The sequence below is a fragment of the Kitasatospora sp. NPDC091257 genome (genome assembly GCF_044757675.1).
GTDB lineage: Bacteria > Actinomycetota > Actinomycetes > Streptomycetales > Streptomycetaceae > Kitasatospora > Kitasatospora lactacystinica.
Window position 1 is genome coordinate 1 of sequence record NZ_JBIVVI010001511.1, and the last position, 1,839, is coordinate 1,839.

General features: G+C 69.1%; 1 protein-coding gene. It reads left to right on the forward strand.

Annotation, left to right across the window (positions count from 1 at the left end; all coding sequences use genetic code 11):
- The first annotated feature begins 434 nt into the window (after positions 1 to 434).
- Entirely contained in the window at positions 435 to 1,838 is a 1,404-nt protein-coding gene (locus tag ACIQOV_RS39810) for an APC family permease (protein WP_401055809.1), read from the forward strand.
- Position 1,839 lies beyond the last annotated feature (1 nt).

Sequence of the window (1,839 nt, forward strand, 5' to 3'; positions counted from 1 at the left end):
GGGTCGGACCCGTGGGGTCCGGCCCCTTCGGCGTCCCAGGTTCCGAAACGTTACCTGCCACTTTCCGGGCGGGGGCTGCGGTTCCCGTACCCGGCCGGGGAGTTGCCGGGCGATTCGGGGGCACCTGGCGTGTCGCCGTCCATCCGGAGTGTGGCCTTTGAATCACGCTGCTCCCCCTTTGTTCACCTTCGATTCAATTGCCATATGGCTGAGGTAACAAGTCGGACAAAGCTCGCAATGACCGAAAGTGATCATCGGATCGCATGTCCGTGCCGCTCACCGCAACGGATTCCGAAGCAGTTCCGGCGTTGACGCAATCAATACGCCCAAGGTTCCATGGCGGCCAGGGAGCGACCGGAACCGGACACCGAGCAACCAGCCAGCGGAGGCGATACCGCTCCCACTCCAGCACCGCAGAGCCGATCGGAAGCCACATGACCGACACGCTTCGTCCGCCACAGAACGTAGCCGCCCCGGCGGCCGAGGCGGCCGCGCCCCAGCAGCTCAAGCGCTCGATCGGCGTGGTGGGCGGCACCCTGCTCACGCTGTCCTGCGTCACGCCCGCCTCGACGCTCTTCGTGATCGTGCCGGAACTGTTCTCCAGCATCGGCAGCGCCACCGCGCTGGCCATCGCGATCGGCACCGTGCTCTGCGTCGCGGTCGCGTTCTGCTACTCCGAGCTCGGCACCCTGATCCCCAGCGCCGGCGGCGAGTACGCGATGGTCGGCACCCTCGCCGGACGGCTGATGGGCTGGCTGGTCTTCGTGCTCTCGCTGATCGTGGTGATGATCGTCCCGTCGGTCATCGCCCTCGGCACCGCCGACTACCTCGCCCCCGTCCTGCACCTGGACAAGGCCATGACCGGCGCCGCCGTGATGCTGGCCGCCACCCTGGCCGGCCTGCTCGACCTGCGCGCCAACGCCTGGATCACCGGCATCTTCCTGGTCCTGGAGGTCATCGCGGCCGGCGTGGTCTCGGTGCTCGGCTTCGCCCACACCAACAGCGGGGCCCCCAGCCTGCTGCACGGCGTGGTCACCGGGGACAACGGCGCCACCACCACGGTCAGCGTGGGCGCCATCGTCGGCGCGCTCGGCATCGCCCTGTTCATCACCCAGGGCTTCTCCACCGCGGTCTACCTGTCGGAGGAGCTGGAGAACCCCCGCCGCAACGTCTCGCGCACCGTGCTGTGGACGCTCGGCATCTCCTCGGCCGTCATCCTGGTCCCGGTCGTCGCCATCACCATGGGCGCCCCCGACCTCCAGACCCTGTCCGCCGGCGACATCTCCGGCATGGTCACCGCCTGGAGCAACTCCGCGGTCGGCACCTTCATCAGCCTCTGCGTCGCGCTGGCGATCATCAACGCCGGCATCGTCATGGTCATCCAGAACTCCCGGGTGCTGTTCGCCTCCGCCCGCGACAAGGCCTGGCCGGAGCCGGTCAACAAGGCCTTCGGCACCCTCGGCCGCTTCGGCTCGCCGTGGATCGCCACCCTGGCGGTCGGCCTGCCCGGCGCCGCGCTCTGCTTCGTCAAGGGCGAACTGCTGAGCAACATCACCGGCGTCGCCGTCACCGGGATGTACCTGCTGGTCGCGATCGCCGCGCTGCTCTCCCGCCGCGCCCACCACAAGCACGCCGCCGCCTGGCGGATGCCGCTGTGGCCGGCCGTCCCGGTCGTGCTGATCGCCGTCCTGGTCTACGTCATGACCAAGCTGGACACCGAGCCCCTGCTGTGGACCGGCGGCATCACCGCCGCCGCCACCCTCTACTGGCTGTTCTACCTGCGCCCCCGGCAGGACACCCGCTGGGTGATCAGCCTCCCCGAGGACCAGCAGGACTGAC